The sequence below is a fragment of the Actinoplanes sp. NPDC049265 genome, from assembly GCF_043197135.1.
In the GTDB taxonomy this organism is placed as follows: Bacteria; Actinomycetota; Actinomycetes; order Mycobacteriales; family Micromonosporaceae; genus Actinoplanes.
This window is the reverse complement of the sequence record NZ_JBICSP010000005.1, coordinates 213,030-232,997: the sequence shown is the minus strand read 5'-3', so window position 1 is coordinate 232,997 and position 19,968 is coordinate 213,030. Positions and strand designations below refer to the sequence as shown.

Genomic DNA, 19,968 nt, shown 5'->3' with positions numbered 1-19,968 from the left:
GGTGCCCACGGGTCGAGTGAAGTGGTACGACGCGGCGAAGGGATTCGGTTTCGTCACCAGCGATGAGGGCGGCGACGTGTTCCTGCCCAAGGGCGCGCTCCCGGCCGGGGTGGTCGAGTTGCGGACCGGCCAGCGGATCGAGTTCGGCGTGGTCGACAGCCGCAAGGGCGCACAGGCGCTGGGCGTGAAAGTGCTCGACGCCCCACCGTCCATGGCCGAGCTGCGGCGCCGGCCCGCCGACGAGCTGCACGGCATGGTCGAAGACATGATCAAGATCCTCGAGGCGAAGGTGCAGCCCGACCTGCGCCGAGGGCGATACCCGGACAAGCGTGCGGCGCAAAAGATCGCGCAGCTCGTGCACGCGGTGGCCAACGAGCTAGAGGGCTAGACCCTTTACCGCAGGAGTGATACCCGCCGCCGCCGCGCGCCCGAGCAGGGCGTCGGCGGCGGCGTATCCTTCTGCGCCCAGGTCGAGGGTGAACTCGTTCACGTACAGGTCGATGTGCTGCTTGACGACCTCGGGCTCCATCTCCTGGGCGTTGGCCAGGACGAACTCCTCGCTCGCGGCCGGATCGGCCCAGGCCATGCTGACCGAGCGCCGGATCCACTCGGTGGCCTCGTTCGGGTCGACGACGCCGCGCTTGGCCAGGATCGCGCCCAGCGGGATCGGCAGACCCGTGTCCCGTTCCCACCACTCGCCCAGGTCCTGGATCGCCTCGAGGCCGTAACGGGGATAGGTGAAACGCGCCTCGTGGATGACCAGGCCGGCGTCGTAGGTGCCGTCGGCCACACCGGGCATGATCTTGTGGAACGGCACGACCTCGATGTTCGCCGGCGGGTTCTTCGCCGACCACAGGCGGAACAGCAGGTACGCGGTGGTGCGATCGCCGGGCACGGCGACCGTGGCGCCTTCGAGATCCGTACGGCCGTTGGTCAGGACCAGCGGGCCGCAGCCCCGGCCCAGGGCGCCGCCGCAGGGGAGCAGCTGGTAGTCGTCGAGCAGCCACGGCAAGGCCGCATAGCTCACCTTGACCAGGTCGTACTCGCCCTTCTCGGCCGCCGTGTTGGTTACGTCGACGTCGGCGAAAGTCAGGTCGATGGGTGGGGCGCCCTGGACTCGGCCGTGGACCAGCGCGTTGAACACGAACGTGTCGTTCGGACAGGGGGAGACCGCCATCGAGAGTGCCACGGTGGCGACGGTAGTCCTCTCCCAGGTGCATCTCCCGGGTCTGTCTACAACGCCACACTCACGGCTGGTTGATGATTGTGGTGGGGGATTTCGGGGCCGGGGATGCTCATCGGGTCACGGCTTCGCTGGGGAAGTTGGCCGCGGCTTGGGACAAGGCCTCCAGGGCTTCCTCGAGGCGCCAGGCCTTGCGGTCCCTTGGGCCGATGAAGTTCGACACGGTACGTAGTTCGGCGAAGGGGATGCCCGCCGCTGCCGCGGCTGTCGCTACGCCGTGGCCTTCCATTGCCTCGGCTATGGCCTCGGGATGTGCTGTGGCCAGTCGTTCGGCTGTTGCGGCGGTGCCGGTCACTGTGGCCAGCGTGAGGATGTCGCCGGTGATCGCCTGAGGGAGGGCCGCCCGCAACGTTTTCAGGAGAGTGGGGTCGGCGGAGAGGGTGTTGGTGCCGAAGCCCAGGGTGTCGATGGGGAGGAAGCCCTCGGAGGACTCGGCGCCCAGGTCGGCGGCGATGCTCCGGGTGGCCAGGACCGTGTCGGCTATGGCCGCTCGGTGCGGGAAAGCGCCGGCTATGCCCGCGGAGATGACTGCCTCGTAATGCTTTGTGGTCAGAAGGCGGGCGGTGCCCGCGGCGGCCGCGGCCGGCCCAGCGCCTACGGCTACGACGTCGACGCCGGGTGGGGCGGCCTGGCGGATGGCCGCGGCCTCGGGCTCGACCGCGGTGATGATCAGGAAGGTCATCGGTCGTTCTTCGCGTCGCCGTTGGGGGTGGGACCGTCGGCGGATGACGGGCGGTAGACGTGGAAACCGGGAGGAGCCACAGCCGGGTCGGGGCGCGCGGGGGGTGGCGGCTCGGTGGGCGGTGGGGTGGATGACCTGGGGGGTTTGGGGGGCTGCTTCGGCTTGCGCTGCCAGGGGCGGCGTTTTGTCTTCGGTTCGTCCACCAGCGTGGGGTTGAGTTCGGTGCTGGGCTCGGCCAAGGGGTGGCGGACGGTGGTTTGGTCGGTGCCCCGGTCGCGGGGATTGGGGATTGCGCCGTCCTGGCGGGGCGCGACGGTGGGAGCCGTGGGCCAGGGGTCGGTGGGGGTCGTTCGACGGGATGTGTCCGACTTGTCGGGCCAGGACGGCCGCCGTGCGGGGGCCGCCGGTCCCGGTGATGGAGATGGTGCCGGCGCCGCGGGCGACGTCGGGGCGGCGGGGTCGGGGGCCGCGTCGGGCCGGCCGTGCAGGCGTTCGGTGCGCAGACGGGTTGCCACCCAGGCCGCGCGCAGGGCGGCGGCCACGGCGATAGCGGCGGCCAGGGCCACACCCAGGCGGCCGGAGAGGGGGATGATGCCGATGGCGCCGCCCAAGACCCAGGCGATCATCAAGACTGTTTCGGAATGGCCGAAGGCACTGGCCCGGAGGCGTTCGGGGACGCGCTCCTGGATGCTGGCGTCGATGGCCAGCTTGGAGATGCCGCTGAACGTCGCCGCGACCAGGGCCAGGAGGGCGACCATGCCCAGGTTGTAGAAAATCAGGGCCAGGACGCCGACACCGGCGGTGATGGTCAGGCCGGCCGACTGCAGGGCGGCGGGACGGCGGATCTGCAGGCGGGTGCCGATCGCGGTGGACAGGAAAGTGCCGGTGGCCAGGGCGCCGCCGACCAGAGCGACCGCGGTGGGGCTGCCGATCTCGCGGCCCAGGAGGCTGGTCTCCAACTGGCCGGCCTTGATGGCGAAGGCGAAGTAAAGGAGCAGGAAGCCGTATAGCAGGCGCAGGCAGGCACTGCCGATCAGAGTGTTGATGACCAGAGCACCGGAGAGCGGGCGGTCGTTGCCCCGACGCAGGCGGAGGACCGTCCGCAACGGGCGCGGCATCTCCTCGGGCGGGTCGGAATCGGCCTTGGCCGGCAGGCGCAGGGCGACGACCATGCCGATGATGAAGATGACACTGGCCACGCGCAGCGACCACTGCGGGCCGAACCAGAAGGCGGCCAGGCCGATCGGTGCCACGAGCGCGCCGGCGAACGTACCGTAAACGCTTGCTCTGGCACCGACCTGCGACAGGCCGACGCCCGCGGGCAGCAGGCGGGGGACGGCAGCCGACCGCGCCACGCCGTAGGCGCGCGACAGGGCCAGAACGCCGAAGGCGGCCGGATACAACCCGAAACCGAGCAGGTTGTCGGAGATCACATAGGCCAGGAAGGCGCGGCCCAGCATGGTCGTGGCCAGGGCGTAGCGGCGGCCGTGCCGCCAGTGGTCGAGCAGCGGGCCGACCACGGGGGCCAGCAGCGCGAACGGGACCATGGTGACCAGCAGGTAGATCGCGACCTTGCTGCGGGCCTCGCCCAGCGGAACGTCGAAGAAGATCGTGCCGGCCAGGCCGATCGCGATCAGGGTGTCGCCGGCACAGGACAGGGCATGCAGGTCGAACAGGCGGACCATGCCGGCCTCGTTGTTGGCGCCGCGGGCCCGGGCGTCGCCCACCCGGCGGGTCGCCCACGCCCCGCCGCGAACCGACCCGCGCACCAGCGCGCGGACGGCGCGAACCCCAGTCGCGAACGTCTGCCCGAGCGTGGGAAGCAGCGGCATGGAACCATCCTGACGGATCGAGGCGACATCGTCGCGCCCCGAGGCAGCCGAATCCGGGGGAGTCGGTGTGCCGGGGCAGTCCCGGTAGGGGACAATGGGGCGCGTGACCACCAGGACCACCACCCGTGCGGCCAAGCTCGACCAGGTCTGTGCCGACGCTGTCGGTGTGGCCCGGGGAGCGATCACCGAGGTCGATCCCGAGGACATCGGCGAACACCTCGAAGCGATCGCCGAGGGCGATCGGCTGGTGACGCACTTCTTCGAGTCGCATCTGGCCGGCTACCGCGGCTGGCGGTGGGCGGTGACCGTGACCCGGGTGCCGCGCAGCCGGCACGTGACCGTGTGCGAGACCGTCCTGCTGCCCGGCCCCGACGCGCTCCTGGCCCCGGGCTGGCTGCCCTGGAACGAGCGACTGCAGCCCGGTGACCTCGGCGTCGGCGACCTGATGCCGACCGCGCCGGATGACGACCGGCTCGCACAGGGCTACGTGCTGAGCGACGACCCGGCGGTCGAGGAGGTCTCCTGGGAACTGGGCCTGGGCCGGTCCCGGGTGATGTCCCAGGAAGGGCGGATGGAGACCGCCCAGCGCTGGTACGACGGCGAGTCCGGCCCGGAGGCGGCGATCGCGACCGCGGCGCCGCGCAACGCCCGCTGCGGGTCCTGCGGCTTCTATCTGCCGCTGGCCGGTGTGATGCGCGGGATGTTCGGGGTGTGCGGCAACCTCTATGCGCCGGACGACGCCCGGGCGGTCAGCGCCGACCACGGCTGCGGCGCGCACTCCGAGGCTCTGCTGGGCAACGCTGCCGAGGTGCCGGTCGAGGAGCTGAACACGGTCTACGACGACTCTGAGGTCGAGGCGGTTGCGGTTAGCCGGCCGCACGGGTCGGTCGAGTCGGGCGAGCCCGCTGAGGAGTACGGCCACTCCTGAGGCGGCCCACGCACGGCGCTGTCCGGCGGGGGCTGTTTGAGTGAACGAAACTGTTTCGTTTCGGTGGGCCTGTTTGCGGCGCTGCCTGGTGAACGAGACCGTTTCGTTTTGGTGGCTCGTGCGGAGCCGCAGCGCCCGGCGTGGGCGGCTGGGTGAACGAAACTGTTTCGTTTCGGTGGCTCGTGCGGAGCCGTGGACGGCGTGGGTGGCTCGGGTGAACGAAACTGTTTCGTTTCGGTCGCTCGTGTGCAGCGGCGGCTGGCGTGAACGAAACTGTTTCGTTTCGCTCAGGCGCGGTGGGTGGCGGGCAGGCGCGACCGGGGTGAGGCGGCTCCGTGCGCGACCACGGGATCAGGTCGTGTGGGGCGGGGCGGTCATGCGAGGAGTTAGGCGTGTGCCGGGCCGGTCAGGGGTGCACCTGGAACTCGGGGTGTGACAGGGCTCGACGGCGGCGGCGGTTGGCGTCGTGTCGCATCATGGTGAGCAGGCCGGGAATGCCCCAGAGGAAGCCGGCCACGCAGGTCCAGAGCCAGTAGGCGGGCGCCCCGGCCAGCCAGACCACGAGCAGGGCGACCGCGAACAGGGCCATGCCGCCCAGCGCGAACGGCACCATCGGCGGGTCCAGAGGATCGGGGCGGGGCTTCGTCACGCGACCAGGGTACGCGGTGGCCGGTTCGTAACATCGGTGATCTTCCACCGTCACAGTGGTTCTGCGACGATGCGCGCATGGCCACGACCTCGCACGATGCGGACGCTCCGGCATCGCGTACGCCTAAGAACGGTTTTGATCGGTTTTTCGAGATCTCCGCGCGAGGCTCCACGGTCGGCCGGGAGGTGCGCGGCGGGCTGGCGACGTTCTTCACGATGGCCTACATCGTCGTGCTCAACCCGCTGATCCTCGGCGGCGGCGTGGACGCGGACGGCAACTCGCTGCCGATCGGCGCCCTGGCCGCGGCGACCGCGCTGGTGGCCGGCGTGGTGACGATCCTGATGGGTGTGGTGGCCCGGTTCCCGTTGGCGCTGGCGGCGGGGCTGGGCGTCAACGCGCTGGTCGCCTTCGAGATCGCGCCCGAGATGACCTGGGCCGACGCGATGGGCCTGGTCGTCATCGAGGGTGTGCTGATCCTGATCCTGGTGCTCACGGGGCTGCGCACGCTGGTCTTCAAGGCGGTGCCGACCCAGCTGAAGACCGCGATCGGCGTCGGCATCGGCCTGTTCCTGATGATCATCGGCTTGGTCGATTCCGGGTTCGTCCGGCGGATCCCGGACGCGGCCAACACCACCGTGCCGGTCGAGCTGGGCATCGGCGGCAAGCTGGCCAGCTGGCCGCTGCTCGTGTTCGTGGTCGGGCTGCTGTTCACCATCGTGCTGTTCGTCAAGAAGGTGCGCGGCGCGATCCTGATCGGCATCCTCGGCAGCACCGTGCTGGCCATCATCGTCGAGGCGATCGCCGGCGCCGGACCGTCCTTCGTGGACGGCAAGCCGAACCCGGGCGGCTGGTCGCTGAACGTGCCGGCGCTGCCGGACCAGGTGGTGGGGCTGCCCGACCTGTCGCTGCTGGGCAAGTTCAACGTATTCGACTCGTGGAGCCGGGCCGGCGTCCTGGTCGTGATCATGTTCATCTTCACGCTGCTGATCACCGACTTCTTCGACACCATGGGCACGATGGTCGCGGTCGGTCAGGAGGGTGGCCTGCTCGACGCCGAGGGCATGCCGCCGCGTACCCGGGAGATCCTGATCGTCGACTCGGTGGCCGCGGCCGCCGGTGGCGTGGCCAGCGTCTCCAGCAACACCTCGTACATCGAGAGCGCCTCCGGCGTCGCCGAGGGGGCCCGGACCGGCGTCGCCAGCCTGGTCACCGGTGGCCTGTTCCTGCTGGCCATGTTCTTCGCTCCGCTGGTGCAGGTGGTGCCGTTCGAGGCCGCGTCGACCGCGTTGGTGCTGGTCGGGTTCCTGATGATGTCGGCGGTGCGGCAGATCGACTGGACCGACTACGAGATCGCGATCCCGGCGTTCCTGGCCATCACGCTGATGCCGTTCACGTACTCGATCTCCAACGGGATCGGGGCTGGGATCATCTCGTACGTGGTGATCAAGCTGGCGAAGGGGAAGGCACGGGAGGTGCATCCGTTGCTCTACGGGGTAGCCGCTATCTTCGTCCTGTACTTCCTGCGCGGGCCCCTGGAAAGCCTGGTGCTCTAGGACATGTTCCAGTTTCGCTTCTCGGGGCGGGACGACGGGACAGAACCTAGAACATGTCCTAGGTCACCGCGCTGATCGATGTCGTTAGCCAAGCTCATTAGCTAGGCTAAAGAACGTGATGGAGCGGTCGGTGACGACAGAGCGCACTACAGCCGATGACCTGGCTGCGACACTGCGTGATGCCATTACCCGGCTGCAACGACGGGTCCGACAAGCCCGCCCGGTCGGCGACCTCACGTTCAGTCAGCTGTCCGCACTGACCAGTCTCCAGCTGGCCGGCGCGCTGACGCCACGTGAACTGGCCGACGTCGAGCGGGTCCAGCCGCCCACGATGACCAAGATCGTGGGCAAGCTGGAAGATCAAGGGCTCGTCGTGCGTACGCCCCACCCCACCGACGGACGCCAGGTGATCCTGGCGCCCACCGAACAGGGGCGGGCGGTCTACGCGCAGTTCGAGCAGGCACGCAACGAGTGGCTGGCCCGGCAGTTGGCCGAGCTGGCCCCCTCCGAACGCGAAGCCCTCGCCCGGGCGGCCGAGATCATGCAACAGGTGGCCAAAGCCTGACCGCCGGGAACCCTCCGGTCGTTCCGTCACACGTTGATGACGCGTACGACCGTTTGAGGGGGCGCACACGAGTGCGGGCAGTCCTGAGCACGACATTCCGGTCCTTGCAGGTTCGTAACTACCGGCTCTTCTCCACCGGGCAGCTGATCAAGCTGCTCGGCACCTGGATGATGTTCACCGCCCAGGACTGGCTCGTGCTCGACCTGTCCGGCAACTCACCCGGGGCGCTCGGCTTGGTCACCGCGCTGCAGTTCACGCCGGTGCTGCTGCTCACGCTCTGGGGCGGCAAGCTGGCCGACCGGTACGACAAACGCAAGCTCCTGATGGCCGCCAACGCGGTGTTCGCCGTCACCGCGATCGTCTTCGCGATCCTGGTCGCCTCCGGCATCGCCGTGCTGTGGCATGTCTTCCTGTTCGCCGCCCTGCTCGGCACGGCCAGCGCGATCGAGACCCCGGTCCGTCAATCGTTCGTCTCCGAACTGGTTGAGATGCCGCTGCTGCCCAACGCGCTGGCGCTGTCCGCGGCCACCTTCAACACCGCCCGGATCGGCGGCCCGGCCCTGGCCGGCGTGGCCCTGGCGCTGTTCGGCACCGGCCCCGTCTTCGTGATCGCCACGCTGTTGTGCATCGCGCCGACCTTCAGTTACACCGCGATGCGGACGGCCGAGCTGTTCACCGCCGAACGACCGGACAAGGACACCAGCACCAGCATCGCCGACGGTCTGCGCTATGTCTTCAAGCGGCAGGACCTGGTGCTGCCGATTGCCCTGATGGCCGTGATCGGCATGATCGGCTTCAACTTCCCGGTGACCCTGGCCTCCCTGGCGAAGATCGACTTCCACGCTGGGCCGTCCACCTTCGGGCTGCTCACCACCGCGCTCGCCGTCGGCTCGCTGTGCGGGGCTCTGGCCGGCAGCGGGCGCCGCGCCCGGCCGGGACCGTACCTCGTGCTGTGGGCGGCCATCGCCTTCGGCCTGTTCGAGATCTCGGTCGGCTTCGCGCCCAACTTCGTGGTGGCGATGATCCTGCTCGTACCCACCGGATTCTGCTCGATCTTCCTCGCCCAAGCGGCCAACCACCGGGTGCAGATGGGCGTCGACGGGTCCTACCGGGGCCGGGTGATGGCGCTCTATGTGCTGGTCTTCCTCGGCACCACGCCGATCGGGGCGTCGCTGGCCGGCTGGTGGGGAGAGCACTACGGGGTGCCGTCCAGCATCTGGGTGGCCGGTGCGGTGTGCGCGATCGCCGGGGTGGGCGCGCTGGTCTGGCAGTTGCGGTCCAGCGGCGATCGACTGCGGGTACGCGTACGGCCACGGCCCTCGCTGACGTTGGTTCCGATGCCCGTCGCCGCGTCCGCCACGCTCGAACCGGAGCTGCGCTCGGCCGCGTGACAGGCCTGGTCACCAGTTGTTCAGGTGATGTTGTCCGTCCTTTATGGTGGTCCGCAGGGTGGAACTGAATATGGGATGGCATGGCGGCTCGGCCGAACAGTCGAGGTTCGCCGGGCGCGCGGCACATAACGTCGCTGGGTGATGACTCCGCACACCGTGGTGCTCATGGCGGCGCTGGCAGCGCTGCTGGGCCTGCCGTGTGCCCTTTTCCGGATGGTGCGGGCCGAGTCGGTGGTCAGGCGCGCCTGGCTGCGGCGGGCACGCCTGGAACGACCCCGGCTCCGCCGGCTGGACAGCCATCTCGCCCACCCGGATCACTCCTGCGACCGGGCCGGGTGCATGTTCTGCGACGTCGTGACCGTCGACCGCGAGCATGCCCGGGCCGTCGACGGCTCCAATTTCGCCACCGACGTCTCCCTCCCGGAAGTCGACGGCCGGCGTGGCTGCCGCTGCGGGGGCGCGACGCCGGGCTGGGGGATGCCGACGTTCGATCAGGTCATGGCCGAGCTGCGGCGACTCGACCGGGAACGTCTGGGCGGGCCGGCGCAACAGTCCGAGGAGTGGGCGCGGGCCGTGGTCAGCGCTTATGACCGGTGGCTGCAGGTCGCGTGCACGTACATGTCTGTCTCGCACCATCTGTCGTGTTTGACGGACTCGATGGATCGTGAGATCGAGCGGCTCCGGGTTGAGGCTGAGCTCATCGCCGCCGGGCTTCCGCCCATCCGCCCCGCCGATCGTTGAGCTGTGGCCGTGGTCGGTCGGTTGCGCTCGGCGATGGGTCAAGGCGGGTTGGCCTGGCCAGACCGGCCCTGGCCAGACGGGGAGGGTGAGCGTTCGTCATGCGGGGCCCGCGGGGGAGGGTGACCGATTACGCAGGTGGAGCGAAGCGACCCGGCGGGAGCAGCGGTCCGCACCACCCACCCAGCTACGACATCCTGCTCTTGACCTGAAGCATCTAGAGGCTCCAGCTGCGCAGCGGTTCATACCCGCCGGCGGTGGTGTGGTGGCTGCGGACCAGGACCAGCTCGGTGGCCGTCCAGGACGGGCCGGCGTAGCCGTCGAGCGCGGCCCGCACCTCGCGGCTGCCCCGGTAGGTCACGGTCAGGTGCGGGGTGAACGGCCGGTCGTCGAGGTTCAGCGCGCGACGCAGGGCCGCCTGCAACCGGAACAGGGCCGGAAGGTCGCCGTCCACGCCCGCCCACTGCGCGGTGCCGAAGCTGCCGCCGCCGGTCAGACGCAGCCGGACCGGGCCGCCCGCGACGGCGGGGGTGATGGCCTGCTCGATCGAGGGCCGGGACGGGTCGGGAATTTCGCCCAGGAAGGCCATCGTGATGTGCCAGTCGTCGGCCGGGGTCAGGCGGACCGGCCTGGTCGTTGCCGTTCGCAGGTGTCGGCGCAGATCGGAGCGGGCATCCTCGGAGGGGAACAGGGCCACAAACAATCGCACGCGGGCGACCTTAACCGGGTAATCTTCGCGGCGGTCCACCCAGGACGGCCCGATCCGGAGGAGAAGGCGTTGGAGTCCCTCGAGTCCTTCCGCGCGCTGGTCGGGAACGCCCGGGTCGTGGGCATCGGTGAGTCGTCCCACTATGTTCGCGAATACACCCAGGTGCGGCACCGGATGGCGCGGACGCTGGTCGAGGAACTGGGGTTCACCCTGGTCACGGTCGAGTCCGGGTTCAGTGAGGGGTTGCTGGTCAACCGGTGGGTGCACGGCGGGGACGCGCCGGTGCGAGAGGTCGCGGCCGAGGGGATGACCTACCGGTTCGGCGAGTACCCGGAGATGCACGAGCTGCTGACCTGGGTGCGTGAGGTCAACGCCGGGGGCGGGCGGCTCACCTATGCGGGGCTCGACCTGCCCGCCGACCTGGCCTCGCTGCTGCCGGCGCTGGACAGCCTGGACGGGTACCTCACCGACCTCGACCCGGACGGGGACGCGCTGGCGGGGCGGGCGCGGCGGCTGGCCGAGATGTACGCCGGACCGCACACGATGCCCGCGTTCGCCGCCTACCGGGCGATGGCGCCGGCCGACCGCGATCAGCTGACGTTGCTGCTGGCCGGGCTGAGCGCGCGCTTTGACGCCATGCGGCCGCTGTACGTCCGCCGGACCGGCGCCGACCGGTACGAGACCACGCGGCACGAGCTGCGGCTGGCCGTCCAGCTGGACCAGATGCTGCGTACGCAGTCCGAGGCGGCCGACGCCGGCCAACCGGCGGTGGTCAACGTCCGCGACGCCGCGATGGCGGGCACCGCCCTGCGCCTGCTGGAACGGGACGGCGGGCGGATGGTCCTGCTGGCCGCCAACACCCACCTTCAGCGGGTGCCCATGCGGCTGGAACAGTACGAGCTGCCGGTGGCCGGCGTCCATCTGGCCGACGCCCTCGGCGACGACTACGTGGCGGTGGCACTGACCTGCGACGGCGGCCGTACGCCGAGCCGCCGGCCGGCCCCGGACGCGCCGGGCGGCGTGGAGTTGGCCGGCGTCGAGCTGCCGGAGCCGGTGGAGGGCAGCATCGAGGCCTATCTGCGTACGCGGCCGGACGGCGACCAGGTGACCGACCTGCGTCCGCTGCGCCGGGCGGCCGGCTTCGGGCCGCGGCGCATCCGGGTCATGGACGGCTACCTCGACGTGCCGGTGGCCCACGCCTTCGACCTGGTCGCCGCCCTCCCCAAGATCACTCCAGCCACGCGCGTCGGACCAGCTCGGCCGCGTTGACGTCCTGGTTGGTCCGGCCCAGGACGGCCGGCGCCCTCTTGGGTCCGGGTACGGTGTGCCCGGCCCCGTGCAGGGTGTAGAGCACGACCGGTGGGTGGCCGGCCTGGCGATATTCGGTCGTCCCGGCGGTGACGGTCGGCGGCTCGGTGATGCCGTTGCTGGTCGCGAAGTAGTGCGCGGTCTCCGGCACCGACAGCATCCGCCCGGCGACCTTGAAGAACTTCCGCATCCACCAGGGCATCTCGCCGCCCTGGTAGCTGACGATCGGGTCCTTGGTGCCGTGGATGAGCACCACCGGCATCGGCTTCGGCTCGGCCCCGGGCAGCAGGAAGTTCTCTGGCGCGGGCATGGTGGCCGCGATCACCGCCGCCCCGGCGAGCAGGTCGGGCACCTCGTGCATCAGCCGCATCACCATCTGGCCGCCGTTGGAGTAGCCGACCGCGAACACCCGCTCGGGCCGGAGCTTGCCGACCACCGCCCGGACGAAACCGACGTCGTCGACCTTCTCGGTCCGGGCCGGGAAGGAGCTGCCCCGGCGGGCGTCGTTCCAGTTGCCGCGGTAGCCGTCCAGGTAGGCGACGGTCGTCCGGCCGTCGGCGGCCAGCGCGTCGAAGATCTGGCCGGTGAACTCGCGGTGCTTGTCCCCGGTCTGCTTGGAGCCGTGGAAGACCAGGATCAGGTCGCGGGCGGGCGGGCCGCCGACCACGGTGAAAGTCCTGGTCCGGCCGCCAACCTCAACACTGTCACGCATGCGGCGACGCTAAACTCTGACATCGTGTCAAGGTCAAGGTCAAGGTCGGGTTCGGGTTGGGGGCAGGGATGCGGATCAGCGATCTGAGTGCGAAGACCGGCGTGAGCCCGCGCTCGTTGCGCTATTGGGAGCAGCAGGGCCTGATCACCTCGGTACGCCGGCCCAACGGCTACCGCGACTATGACGAGGGGTCGGTGCTCACCGCGCTGACCGTACGTTCCCTGCTCGACCTGGGATTCCCCACCGACCTGATCCGCACCGTGCTGCCCTGCACCGACGGCGGCGCGACCGATCAGGCCGTCTGCCGCGACGTCGTGGAACGCGTCGCCACCATTCGCGACGACATCGCCGCCCGGGTGACTCAGCTGGAACGTACCCGTGACACCCTGACCAGCTTTCTCGCCGACCGGTAGGTCCACAAAGTTCCGTCCACTCAGGCCGTGACCGCGATGATTCGTGCCGTCGCGCTCGGTCGACAGGTCGATGGGGAAAGCGCGGGCGCGACCATATTCTGCCGAGCATGAGAATGCGCTCCCGCAAGGCAATCGCCGCCGCCGCGATGGCCGTCGTCGCCGGCGCCGGAATCGGGCTCGCCTCGCCCGCACAGGCCGCCGTTCCGCAATTGCAGTTCACCTACATCGTGTACGACTCGCCCGGTTCGGACACCCGATCCAACGCCAGTCTGAACGCCGAATACGTGCGGATCACCAACAACGGGCCGGCCAACAATCTGAAGAACTGGACGCTCAAGGACGCGTCGGGGCACACCTTCACGTTCCCGAGCCTGCCCATCGGCAAGGGCGCCCGGGTGTGGGTGCACACCGGCAAGGGCACCAACACCGGCTCCGACCTGTACTGGGGTTCGGGCAACTACGTCTGGAACAACCCCGGCGACACCGCGGCGCTGCGCTCGGCGTCCGGGCGGCTGTACGACACCTGCAAGTGGACGAAGGTGGGATCGGGCCACACCGGCTGCTGAGGCGACCGGCTCGGCTTCTAGGGTGGGGCGGTGACTGATCTCGACGAGACCACCGTGCAACCCGACCTCATCGCCACCCACTACCTGACCAGCATCGATGAGGTGACCGAGCACCTCCGGGCGGCCAACCAGCTGGGCCTGGGCGTCCGGGTGCGTAGCTACCTCGAGTCCGACGAGGAGGTCGACGGGCTGATCGAGCGCTGGGAGGTCGAGCTGCTGACCGGTTCGCCGGTGCACGAGGGCGAGGTGGCCGAGGCCGAGGACGGCCCGGCCGCCACCGAGGAGTAGCCGGATGTCGACCGAGCACCTGCGCCGTTGCCTCGAGCTCGCGGCGCAGGCTCTCGCCGAGGGCGACGACCCGTTCGGATCGGTGCTGGCCGGTCCGGACGGCGCGGTGCTGGCCGAGGACCGCAACCGGGAGGCCAGTTCCGGCGACCCGACCGCGCACCCTGAGCTGGCGCTGGCGCGGTGGGCCGCCGAGCACCTGTCGCCCGAGGTCCGGGCCGTTTCCACGGTCTACACGTCGGGGGAGCACTGCCCGATGTGCGCGGCGGCGCACGGGTGGGTCGGGCTCGGTCCGATCGTGTACGCCGCGTCCAGCGCCCAGCTGGCCGGTTGGCGCGCCGGCTGGGGGCTGCCCTCGTCGCCGGTGGTGACGCTGCCGATCGGCGCGGTCGTGCCCGGCGTATCCGTGACCGGGCCGGTGGAGCCGTTCGATGAGCAGATCCGGCAGCTGCACGAGCGCCGAGTCCAGGGCTAATTGGTCCGGAAATGACCTTTTCGAGACTCATGGCTTTTCCTTGACCGGCCGTTCGGACCGATCAACCTCGTTTTGAACACCTCTCGTGTTCTGTGCCGGACCGTCGGTGATTCATATTGGCGTAAATCACTGTGGGCCCGACGATTCGGACAGTAAATCGGGGCAGAAAAGCTGGACCGGCTCGGGTACGTTTTGCCGGTCTGCACGCCGGGGCCACTCAATCGGCACCCGTCGTACCTCTGCAACGGGGAGTTGTATTACATGAATCTGCGCCTCCGGCGTGCCGGTCTGCCCATCGCCGTCAGCGCGGTCGTGGCAGCCGTAGCGGTCACCGGGACCATCCTCGCGAACGGCACCGCCGGCGCTGAGACCGTTCCCGCGGCCGACCACGTCGCCGCCGCCCGCGCGGCCGCGGCCGACATGAGGAAGGCCATGCCCGCCCTGAGCAAGTCCAAGGTGCGCGCCCTGGCCGCCCGTGCGGCGACCAACGAGCTCGACTTCGGTGACCTCACCGGCGACGGCAAGGCCGACCTGGCCGCCATCGACAGCAGCGGCACCATGTACGTGTACCCGGGCAAGCGTCTCGTTTACAGCGGTGGCACCCGGCAGAGCCTGTTCGGCAGCCGCATCAAGGTCGGCACGGGCTGGGGCAAGTTCAACAGCCTGGTCCGGCACGGTGACTTCAACGGCGACGGCCGGCAGGACATCCTGACCCGCGACGCCAAGGGCAACCTGGCCTTCTACGCCGGCACCGGCAACTCGTCGGCCATGTTCAAGAAGGGCACCGCGGCCGGCACCGGCTGGGGCGGCTTCTCCTCGATCACCGGCGCCGGCGACCTCAACGGCGACGGCAAGGACGACCTGCTCGGCCAGAAGACGAACGGCGAGCTGGCCCTCTACACCGGCACCAACAACATCTCGAAGCCGTTCAGCACCCGCGGCACGATCATCGGCACCGGCTGGAAGGGTGACCTGCTCACCGCCATCGGTGACGTGTCCGGCGACGGCCGCACCGACTACTTCTTCCGCAACACCAAGGGCATCATCAGGTTCTACACCAGCAAGTCCGGCACGATGCCGATCGGCAAGGGCGAGGACATCATCGACGACGCTGAGGCCGGCAAATTCTTCAAGGGCATCGTCGGCCCCGGTGACCTGACCTCGGACTCCAAGCTGACCACGGATGTCGGCCTGCCGGCGCTGCCCGACGTGCTGTGGCAGCTCAAGGACGGCACGCTGCTCATCGCCTCCCCGGACAGCGACATGCACGATGACGAGGTTGTGGTCGGCTCCGGTTGGGCGAACTTCCGCCTGTTCTGATCCACCTCGACACCACCTGACGCCCCGGGAAGCCCTCTGGCTTCCCGGGGCGTTTCGTGTTCGCGGCGGTAATCGATTTTCTAGCGGTAACCGATGTCGATGCGGTCGCCCTTGTCGTCGAAGAAGTGCAGGGCGTCCATCCGGACCGCGACGGCCAACGGGTGGCCCGGGGTGACGGCCGGGTAGGGGGCCAGGCGAACGGCCAGTTCGGCCGGGCGCCGGTGGTGACGGCCGTTGTCGCCCAGGACGCTGGTCTCCTCCGGTTCGCGGACCGCGGTGGGGGCCGAGCCGCGGCCGGTCAGGCGGGACAGGGCGCCACCGATGCGGCGCAGGGTGCCGGATTCGGCCGCCGGGCCCTCGTGGGCGGCCTGGCCCATCTCGTCGACCACGATCGCGGTGGCGCCGATGTCCAGGAACGCCAGCGATTCGTGGCCGTGGTGCTCGAGGTAGCGGATCCGCCCGTGCAGCACGTCGCCGGGAGCGTCGGGGGCCACCGGGGTGAGCGCCTCGGCCCGCATGCCGACCACGATCCGTTCGCCGTGGTAGCGGGCCACGGCCCGGGCCCGGATGTCGGTCCACGGCAGGTAGAGCGCCTGCTCGCCGAAGTTCAGGGCGACGTGCCGGTCGAGGTGCACGTAGACCGACGCCTCGAGCAGGTTCATTCGCGGGGCGCCGAGGAACGCGGCCACGTAGAGCGTCGCCGGCCGGCCGTACACCTCGGTGGGTGTGCCGATGTCCTGCAGGACGCCCTTGCGCATGATCGCCACCCGGTCGGCCATGGTCAGCGCCTCGGCCTGGTCGTGCGTCACGTACATGGTGGTGACGCCGAGCTCGCGGGTCAGGCCGGTGATCTCGGCGCGCAGTTCGGCCCGCAGCCCGCTGTCCAGGTTGGACAGCGGCTCGTCCATCAGGAAGAGCTCGGGCCGGCGGACGATGGCCCGGCCCATCGCGACCCGCTGCCGCTGCCCGCCGGAGAGCTGGCTGGGCTTGCGGGCGAGCACGTCGCCGATGCCCAGCGCGCTGGCCACGTTGCCGACCTGCTCGCCCCGGGCCTGGGTCTCGATGCCGGAGAGTTTGAGCGGGAAACCGATGTTGTCGTTAACGCTCATGTGCGGATAGAGGGCGAAATCCTGGAACACCATCGCGATCTTGCGGTCCCGGGGAGCCACGTCGAGGACCGGTTCGCCGTTGAGCAGGATGTTCCCGTCGGTCGGGTCCTCGAGGCCCGCGATCATCCGCAGAATCGTTGATTTCCCGCACCCGGACGGGCCCAGCAGGACGAGGAATTCGCCGTGCTTGACGTCGAGGCTGACCCGGTCGACCGCGAGTGTGCCGTCCGGCCACACCTTGGTCACGTCATTGATACTGACGGTCGACACCGTCTGCCTCCTGCGGTCCCTGAACTGCGGGCATAACCGTCCGCGATCGGACCACTGTGACCAGCGACATCGATGCTGAACCATCGGTCGAACGTGCCATTCGCCTACCGTGACCGTCCGATTACGCAGGCATGATCCGCCGGGCCACGCGTTCGGCCGCTTTCCCGTCCTCCAGGGTGCAGAAGCGCGCTCGGAAGGCGGCCCATGCCGTCGTGGCCGCATCCTCCGTATAGGAGCCCGAACACATGATCGCCAAAAGTTCCGAATACGTCACCGCTACCGATCCCGGTGGTTGTGCCAGCAGATCCAAATAAACTCCGCGCAATTGCTGATAAGCGGGCCAGTCGGGCGCGAAGATCACGATCGGACGGTCCAGCACGGCGAAGTCGAACATCGCCGACGAATAGTCGCAGAACCGGGGCGCCCGGGCGGTGCCACTCGCGGTGGGTGGGGGCGTACGGGATCACCGCCGGTCGGCCGTCAGGCCGAGTCCAGGGACCGCGCCAGATATCCCCGCACGCCGTGTATCGGCGCCACCACGCTGAGCAGTGTCGTCGCTGCCGAGGTTAGCAAGCGCGCACATCAGGGAACCCCCGTGCTCGAATCTACGGGGATCACCCGAGTGCGGGACTGGCACCGCATTCCTACCGTTGAATCAGGTCGCGGCACCGCGCCGGGGCCGATCTGAAGGAGTGAGTGACCGTGACGACCCGCCGCCTGTCCCGCCCCCGTGACGACCGCTGGATCGCCGGTGTGTGCTCCGGCCTGGGCCGCCGATTCGGCATCTCCAGCGGCGTCATGCGCCTGATCTTCCTGGTCTCCTGCCTGCTGCCCGGCCCGCAGGTCCTGATCTACATCATCCTCTGGGTGATGATGCCCCAGGAGTACTGAGTCCTACCGCAGTGGTGACCCTCCCGCAGTGGTAGCCCAGGCCGGTATCCGCCACGCGGATACCGCTCCTGGCTACCGCTGTCACGGGTTGCCGTAGGCGACAGTGACCGAGGTGTAGCCGAGGCGGGCGAAGAGGGACTCCAGCATCTTCTGGGTGTTGTCTCTCGCCCGCTGATCCAGGCCGCTGCCCCGGGCCGCCTCGGTGATCCGCTTCTGCGCCTCCTGATAGACCCGCTGCTGCTTGTTCGGGTCCTCCTTGAAGGCGTCACCGATCCGGTTGAGCAGGCCACGCTCCTCGGTCACGACATAGCTGCGCTGCATGTCCAGCGCGGCCTGGGACAGCTCCGGCGGCGGCAGCGTGATCTTGACAGACTTGTTCGCCTCGTCGACCGCCAGCGCCTGGTCGGCCAGGGAACCGAAGTCCACGTACGCCTCGACCGACCCCGACCCGACGAAGAGCGTGCGCTGGTTGACCAGGAAGTCGGGAATGTTTTCCTTGTTCTGCTGCAGGTCGACGATCACCTGGAAAGTGCCGTCGGCGGCGACGTAACGGCTCAGGTCGCGCATCGACTGCAGCAGGACCGGCTGGCTGCGGTCGGTCTCCTGATCGTCGAACGGGTTGTCGAAGCTGGGCAGCACATTGAGCGCCCGCATCCCGAAGCAGAGCCCGACCAGCACCGCGAACACAATGCCCATGAAGGCGAGTACGCGGAGGCCACCGCGCCTGCGCTCGACCACAGTCTCCTGGTCGTGCGACTTCGCCGCATCGACAGGCGGAAACTCCTTGGTCGTTTCCTCTACGTCTGCCATACCCAACACGGTAAGGCCGGCGGGGACATTTAGCCCGCGAAGGCGTTCAAGCCGGTCAATGCCTGACCGACGACCAGCTGATGGATCTCCGAGGTTCCCTCGTACGTGAGCACCGACTCCAGGTTGGCGGCGTGCCGCATCACCGGGTATTCACCACTGATCCCGTTGCCGCCGAGGATCGTCCGGCACTGCCGCGCGATCGCGATCGCCTCGCGGACGTTGTTGAGCTTGCCCACGCTCACCTGCTCGGGGCGCAGCGCACCGGCCGCGTCCCGCCGCCGGCCCAGGTGCAACGCCAGCAGAAAGCCCTTCTGCAGTTCCAGGGACATGTCGGCGAGTTTGGCCTGGGTCAGCTGGAAGCCGCCGATCGGCCGGCCGAACTGCTCACGGGTGGTCGCATAGTCGATCGCCGTGTGCAGACAGTCACGGGCAGCCCCCAAGGCGCCCCAGATGATGCCGAATCGGGCCTCGGTCAGGCAGGACAGCGGCGCCTTCAGGCCACGCGCCCCGGGCAGGCGGGCCGCGTCGGGCAGGCGTACCTCGTCGAGGGTGATCTCACCGGTGCTGGACGCCCGCAGCGACATCTTGTGCCGAATCTCCCGGGCGGTGAAGCCGGGCGTGTCGGTGGGCACCGCGAAGCCGAACACGCCCTCCTCGGCCCGGGCCCAGATCACCGCCACGTCGGCCACCGGCGCGTTGGTGATCCACATCTTGCCGCCGGTCAGGATCCAGTCGTCGCCCTCGCGGCGGGCCCGGGTCGACATGTTGGCCGGGTCGGAGCCGTGGTCGGGCTCGGTCAGCCCGAAACAGCCGATCAGCTCGCCCGCCGCCATGCCGGGCAGCCAGCGCTGTTTCTGCTCCTCCGACCCGTACGCGTGAAGAGCGAACATCGCCAGCGAACCCTGAACGCTGACCAGGGAACGGACACCCGAGTCGGCCGCCTCCAACTCCATGCAGGCCAGGCCGTACTGCACGGCCGAAGCGCCGGCGCAGCCGTAACCCCGCAGATGCATGCCGAGCAGACCCACCCGGCCGAACTCACGGGCCAGCTCGCGGACCGGGACGGTGCCTTGCTCGTACCACTCGGCCACGTGCGGGCGGACCCGGTCGTCGGCGACCCGGCGGGCCAGATCGCGGGCGTCGCGCTCCTCGTCGGAGAGCAGGTCGCCCAGGTCGAGCAGGTCGAGCGGGGCCGTCACTGGACCACCAGCACCCGCGCGTGGATCTGGTTGCGCTGCTGGAGCGCGGCCCGGAGCGCGCGGTGCAGGCCGTCCTCGAGGTAGAGCGAGCCCTGGTATTCGACGACGTGCGGGAACAGGTCACCGTAGAACGTCGAGTCCTCGGCCAGCAGCTTGTCCAGCGCGAGCTCGCGTTTGGTGGTGATCAGGTCGGCGAGGCGGATCGGCCGGGGCGGAATCTCGGCCCAGTCCTTCAACGTCGTGTGGTGGTCGGGGTACGGAGCTCCGTCCCGGACCGCTCTGAAGATCACGACGGCACGCTCCCCTCCGACCCTGCCCTT

Annotated in this window: 23 protein-coding genes and 1 pseudogene; 13 read left to right on the top strand and 11 right to left on the bottom strand. The window is 69.5% G+C overall.

Going from position 1 to position 19,968, the window contains the following annotated elements; genetic code table 11:
• The first annotated feature begins 1 nt into the window (after position 1).
• The gene (locus ACGFIO_RS15645; RefSeq protein ID WP_392826761.1) at positions 2-388 is read left to right on the top strand and encodes a cold-shock protein; all 387 of its coding nucleotides are present in this window, start codon (positions 2-4) and stop codon (positions 386-388) included.
• Here the strand turns inward: ACGFIO_RS15645 and ACGFIO_RS15640 are convergent.
• The 3 genes from ACGFIO_RS15640 to ACGFIO_RS15630 all read right to left on the bottom strand — a co-directional run bounded on the left by ACGFIO_RS15640 (position 377) and on the right by ACGFIO_RS15630 (position 3,757).
• Positions 377-1,189: a 1,4-dihydroxy-6-naphthoate synthase gene (locus ACGFIO_RS15640; protein WP_392826760.1), complete on the bottom strand. Its 813-nt coding sequence runs from the start codon at positions 1,187-1,189 to the stop codon at positions 377-379. The genes ACGFIO_RS15645 and ACGFIO_RS15640 overlap by 12 nt on opposite strands.
• A gap of 106 nt (positions 1,190-1,295) precedes the next feature.
• The gene (locus ACGFIO_RS15635) at positions 1,296-1,925 is read right to left on the bottom strand and encodes a futalosine hydrolase (RefSeq protein WP_392826758.1); all 630 of its coding nucleotides are present in this window, start codon (positions 1,923-1,925) and stop codon (positions 1,296-1,298) included.
• Complete coding sequence (locus tag ACGFIO_RS15630; protein ID WP_392826757.1) at positions 1,922-3,757, bottom strand: MFS transporter; 1,836 nt, start codon at positions 3,755-3,757, stop codon at positions 1,922-1,924. Before ACGFIO_RS15630 ends, ACGFIO_RS15635 begins: the two co-directional genes overlap by 4 nt.
• A 94-nt stretch (positions 3,758-3,851) precedes the next feature.
• Between ACGFIO_RS15630 and ACGFIO_RS15625 the strand changes: the two genes are divergently transcribed.
• On the top strand, positions 3,852-4,685 hold the full coding sequence (locus ACGFIO_RS15625; protein WP_392826755.1) for a DUF3027 domain-containing protein: 834 nt from the start codon (positions 3,852-3,854) through the stop codon (positions 4,683-4,685).
• Positions 4,686-5,091: 406 nt separating this feature from the next.
• Here the strand turns inward: ACGFIO_RS15625 and ACGFIO_RS15620 are convergent, their stop codons facing one another.
• A complete protein-coding gene (locus ACGFIO_RS15620) occupies positions 5,092-5,298 on the bottom strand; it encodes a DUF2530 domain-containing protein (protein WP_392827077.1) in 207 nt (68 codons plus the stop codon).
• 113 nt (positions 5,299-5,411) lie between these two features.
• Between ACGFIO_RS15620 and ACGFIO_RS15615 the strand changes: the two genes are divergently transcribed.
• The 4 genes from ACGFIO_RS15615 (at position 5,412) to ACGFIO_RS15600 (ending at position 9,584) form a co-directional block, all read left to right on the top strand.
• Complete coding sequence (locus ACGFIO_RS15615; RefSeq protein WP_392826754.1) at positions 5,412-6,887, top strand: NCS2 family permease; 1,476 nt, start codon at positions 5,412-5,414, stop codon at positions 6,885-6,887.
• A gap of 115 nt (positions 6,888-7,002) precedes the next feature.
• Positions 7,003-7,452 carry a MarR family winged helix-turn-helix transcriptional regulator gene (locus ACGFIO_RS15610; protein WP_392826753.1) on the top strand — a complete coding sequence of 150 codons (450 nt, stop codon included), beginning with the start codon at positions 7,003-7,005 and terminating at the stop codon, positions 7,450-7,452.
• 71 nt (positions 7,453-7,523) lie between these two features.
• Complete coding sequence (locus tag ACGFIO_RS15605) at positions 7,524-8,843, top strand: MFS transporter (protein ID WP_392826752.1); 1,320 nt, start codon at positions 7,524-7,526, stop codon at positions 8,841-8,843.
• Between the two features lie 138 nt (positions 8,844-8,981).
• Positions 8,982-9,584 carry a hypothetical protein gene (locus tag ACGFIO_RS15600; RefSeq protein WP_392826750.1) on the top strand — a complete coding sequence of 201 codons (603 nt, stop codon included), beginning with the start codon at positions 8,982-8,984 and terminating at the stop codon, positions 9,582-9,584.
• Positions 9,585-9,798: 214 nt separating this feature from the next.
• On the opposite strand, the gene thpR is transcribed toward ACGFIO_RS15600, so the two are convergent.
• The gene (gene thpR, locus ACGFIO_RS15595; RefSeq protein WP_392826749.1) at positions 9,799-10,290 is read right to left on the bottom strand and encodes an RNA 2',3'-cyclic phosphodiesterase; all 492 of its coding nucleotides are present in this window, start codon (positions 10,288-10,290) and stop codon (positions 9,799-9,801) included.
• Between the two features lie 69 nt (positions 10,291-10,359).
• Between thpR and ACGFIO_RS15590 the strand changes: the two genes are divergently transcribed.
• Complete coding sequence (locus tag ACGFIO_RS15590; RefSeq protein ID WP_392826748.1) at positions 10,360-11,559, top strand: erythromycin esterase family protein; 1,200 nt, start codon at positions 10,360-10,362, stop codon at positions 11,557-11,559.
• Here the strand turns inward: ACGFIO_RS15590 and ACGFIO_RS15585 are convergent.
• Positions 11,519-12,310, bottom strand: a complete 792-nt coding sequence (locus tag ACGFIO_RS15585; protein WP_392826747.1) for an alpha/beta hydrolase family esterase — start codon at positions 12,308-12,310, stop codon at positions 11,519-11,521. The two genes, ACGFIO_RS15590 and ACGFIO_RS15585, sit on opposite strands and share 41 nt — an antisense overlap.
• A 68-nt stretch (positions 12,311-12,378) precedes the next feature.
• Between ACGFIO_RS15585 and ACGFIO_RS15580 the strand changes: the two genes are divergently transcribed.
• The 5 genes from ACGFIO_RS15580 to ACGFIO_RS15560 all read left to right on the top strand — a co-directional run bounded on the left by ACGFIO_RS15580 (position 12,379) and on the right by ACGFIO_RS15560 (position 15,369).
• A complete protein-coding gene (locus tag ACGFIO_RS15580) occupies positions 12,379-12,723 on the top strand; it encodes a MerR family transcriptional regulator (RefSeq protein ID WP_392826746.1) in 345 nt (114 codons plus the stop codon).
• A gap of 107 nt (positions 12,724-12,830) precedes the next feature.
• Entirely contained in the window at positions 12,831-13,289 is a 459-nt protein-coding gene (locus ACGFIO_RS15575; RefSeq protein WP_392826745.1) for a lamin tail domain-containing protein, read from the top strand.
• A gap of 30 nt (positions 13,290-13,319) precedes the next feature.
• Entirely contained in the window at positions 13,320-13,577 is a 258-nt protein-coding gene (locus ACGFIO_RS15570; RefSeq protein WP_392826744.1) for a hypothetical protein, read from the top strand.
• A gap of 4 nt (positions 13,578-13,581) precedes the next feature.
• Positions 13,582-14,049, top strand: coding sequence for a nucleoside deaminase (locus tag ACGFIO_RS15565; RefSeq protein ID WP_392826743.1), 468 nt, complete (start codon positions 13,582-13,584; stop codon positions 14,047-14,049).
• Between the two features lie 261 nt (positions 14,050-14,310).
• Positions 14,311-15,369, top strand: coding sequence for an FG-GAP repeat domain-containing protein (locus ACGFIO_RS15560; protein ID WP_392826742.1), 1,059 nt, complete (start codon positions 14,311-14,313; stop codon positions 15,367-15,369).
• A gap of 80 nt (positions 15,370-15,449) precedes the next feature.
• Here ACGFIO_RS15560 and ACGFIO_RS15555 read toward each other — a convergent pair whose 3' ends face one another.
• Together ACGFIO_RS15555 and ACGFIO_RS15550 are read right to left on the bottom strand one after the other, a co-directional pair.
• A complete protein-coding gene (locus ACGFIO_RS15555; RefSeq protein WP_392826740.1) occupies positions 15,450-16,748 on the bottom strand; it encodes an ABC transporter ATP-binding protein in 1,299 nt (432 codons plus the stop codon).
• Between the two features lie 121 nt (positions 16,749-16,869).
• Positions 16,870-17,157, bottom strand: a pseudogene (locus ACGFIO_RS15550) (CDP-glycerol glycerophosphotransferase family protein); the annotation flags it as partial.
• A 293-nt stretch (positions 17,158-17,450) separates the two neighbouring features.
• Here ACGFIO_RS15550 and ACGFIO_RS15545 point away from each other — a divergent pair.
• On the top strand, positions 17,451-17,639 hold the full coding sequence (locus tag ACGFIO_RS15545; RefSeq protein ID WP_392826738.1) for a PspC domain-containing protein: 189 nt from the start codon (positions 17,451-17,453) through the stop codon (positions 17,637-17,639).
• An 81-nt stretch (positions 17,640-17,720) separates the two neighbouring features.
• On the opposite strand, the gene ACGFIO_RS15540 is transcribed toward ACGFIO_RS15545, so the two are convergent.
• Genes ACGFIO_RS15540 through ACGFIO_RS15530 form a run of 3 tightly spaced genes read right to left on the bottom strand, consistent with a single transcriptional unit; the run spans position 17,721 to position 19,938 of the window.
• Positions 17,721-18,449, bottom strand: a complete 729-nt coding sequence (locus tag ACGFIO_RS15540) for a DUF4230 domain-containing protein (protein WP_392826737.1) — start codon at positions 18,447-18,449, stop codon at positions 17,721-17,723.
• Positions 18,450-18,478: 29 nt separating this feature from the next.
• The gene (locus ACGFIO_RS15535) at positions 18,479-19,648 is read right to left on the bottom strand and encodes an acyl-CoA dehydrogenase family protein (protein WP_392826736.1); all 1,170 of its coding nucleotides are present in this window, start codon (positions 19,646-19,648) and stop codon (positions 18,479-18,481) included.
• Positions 19,645-19,938, bottom strand: a complete 294-nt coding sequence (locus tag ACGFIO_RS15530; protein WP_392826735.1) for a type II toxin-antitoxin system VapB family antitoxin — start codon at positions 19,936-19,938, stop codon at positions 19,645-19,647. Before ACGFIO_RS15530 ends, ACGFIO_RS15535 begins: the two co-directional genes overlap by 4 nt.
• Positions 19,939-19,968 lie beyond the last annotated feature (30 nt).